Origin of the sequence: Geobacillus sp. WSUCF1 (assembly GCF_000422025.1) — a bacterium.
Lineage (GTDB): Bacteria > Bacillota > Bacilli > Bacillales > Anoxybacillaceae > Geobacillus > Geobacillus zalihae.
The window spans coordinates 1-1,933 of record NZ_ATCO01000239.1 but is presented as its reverse complement, the minus strand read 5'-3'; the positions used below and the strand labels follow the sequence as shown (position 1 = coordinate 1,933).

Below are 1,933 nucleotides of genomic sequence, written 5' to 3'. Positions count from 1 at the left end.
TTATCTAGCACCACGGGTATGGGGTATATCAAATAGTAGATTATTATATTACAAGCAACTATGTTCAAACAGGCGATCCAACTCAAGACTTTGCAGTACTTAAGCTTAGCACATACTTAGGAAAAAATATTGGTGATGTAGTTGGATACCTTCCATTAAGACAAGTATCTAGCATTCAAGGTACATCAGCAAAACTTTATGGATACCCAGGGGATAAAATCGAACAGTATAACGAAGTTTCTCAATGGGGAATGACTGGCTCTATTTCAAAAGAAACCAATGAACTTGCATTTTATCAAATTGATACTTACAATGGGCAATCCGGTTCTTCTTTATTAAATTCATCAAATGAAATCATTGCTGTTCATAGAGGCAGTTTTAGTGTCAATGGTACCACTTACAATGGAGGACCAAAAATGATTAAACCCGTATATGATTTTATTAGAGCAGCAATGCTAAATTAAAAATTTCTCCTAGCTATTTATTAATTGACCAGCAAGGAAGATCTTAGTGATTGTAAACCTTACTAAGAGGTTTTTTAACAAGGTAGGTAAATTTTGAAGGTTTCGTAGTTTAATTGACTCTTCTCGGAAAGGGAACAAAAAAATGCCCTGAAATTCTACCCTCCAGGGCATTTTTTCTATATAGTCTCTAAATGTACTTGGACAGCTCCGATGCCAAAACTGTCATCCATCTTGATGTTAGAATTTCGGCAGAGCCTCGACTGCATCCGCCAAATCGCTGTAGCTGTCCTTTAAGTACCGTGAGGTCGTGGCGATATTGCTGTGGCCAGCAAGCTCCGTACTTTCTCGATATCGTTGTTCGTCGCCTTTAACATCCACTTACAAAACGTATGACGGAACATATGGGGCGTAAGTTTTTTATTCGGCAGGCTGTAGCTTTCGATCATTCGCTGAATGCCCCGTACCGAAAACTTCGGCGAGCGCTGGCTGTAAAAGACGTATGGCGATTGAGCGACATGTGGTTTCTTTTTCGCCATTTCCGCACGAAACTTAAGCCAATCCTCGAGTTCTGCCAGCAAGATATTGGAGATAGGCACCGTTCTTACCTTCATCCCTTTTCCCACGATCCGAATTCGTTTCATCTCTAAATCTAGGTCCGTTAATTTTAAATTGGATAACTCTTCTACCCGCAATCCTGCATAGGTAAGCAGATACACCACCGCGCGGTCCCGACGATATTTCTCTTCAGGATCGACTCCCCGGCTTTGCACCGGTTTTTTCCGCATCCGATGCAATAAGTCCTCGAATTCTTCTTCTGTGAGCCACATGATTTTTTCGTTATCTTCATCGGCTGATTTTAAATCCTGGATGTCTTTCATTGGGTTCTGTTCAATCTTATGGTGTTCCACCGCCCACGCATAGAAGCTTCGCAACGAATTCAGACGGCGATTGATCGTAGAGATAGCCAACGGTTTCCCTTCTACCGGATTCAACATTTGCTGAATCCATTTACGGATGTCAGCCGATGTGACGTAATCGCCTGGACGAAGATGCAAGTCTTTCAAAAACTGATTTACGTCATTGAGATAGGAGATCACGGTGTTAGGAGAAAATCCCTTCTCTTGCAAATACGTTTCATATTCGTGCAGCATCTTTCCCACCCTTTCACTTATACGGCGAGTTAAAAACGATTTTTTCTAAGAACAATTGATACGAAAAATAACATTATATGACGAGTATATCATAAAAAAGAATCAATTGTTAGTCATATAATGTATATTATACGACTAGTTTAATAACACATATAAGACGAAGAAACACCTCGTCTTGTTTTGTCGAATATCGTTGAATGCAACATATTTTACGTGTAACTATTCAGCCACATCATAAAGTGAGCTGAATAGTTACAATTATCTAAAAAGAATTCTCAAAATCTTCTTTATCCGGAAGCAGTAGTTTAATGTTTTTTT

General features: G+C 39.5%; 1 protein-coding gene and 1 pseudogene. One reads left to right on the top strand and one right to left on the bottom strand.

Annotated features, from left to right (window positions below):
- Window positions 1-32: 32 nt before the first annotated feature.
- The gene (locus I656_RS18405; RefSeq protein ID WP_190300178.1) at window positions 33-464 is read left to right on the top strand and encodes a trypsin-like peptidase domain-containing protein; all 432 of its coding nucleotides are present in this window, start codon (window positions 33-35) and stop codon (window positions 462-464) included.
- A gap of 237 nt (window positions 465-701) precedes the next feature.
- Here the strand turns inward: I656_RS18405 and I656_RS00615 are convergent.
- Window positions 702-1,615: pseudogene (locus tag I656_RS00615) on the bottom strand (tyrosine-type recombinase/integrase).
- Window positions 1,616-1,933: the final 318 nt, after the last annotated feature.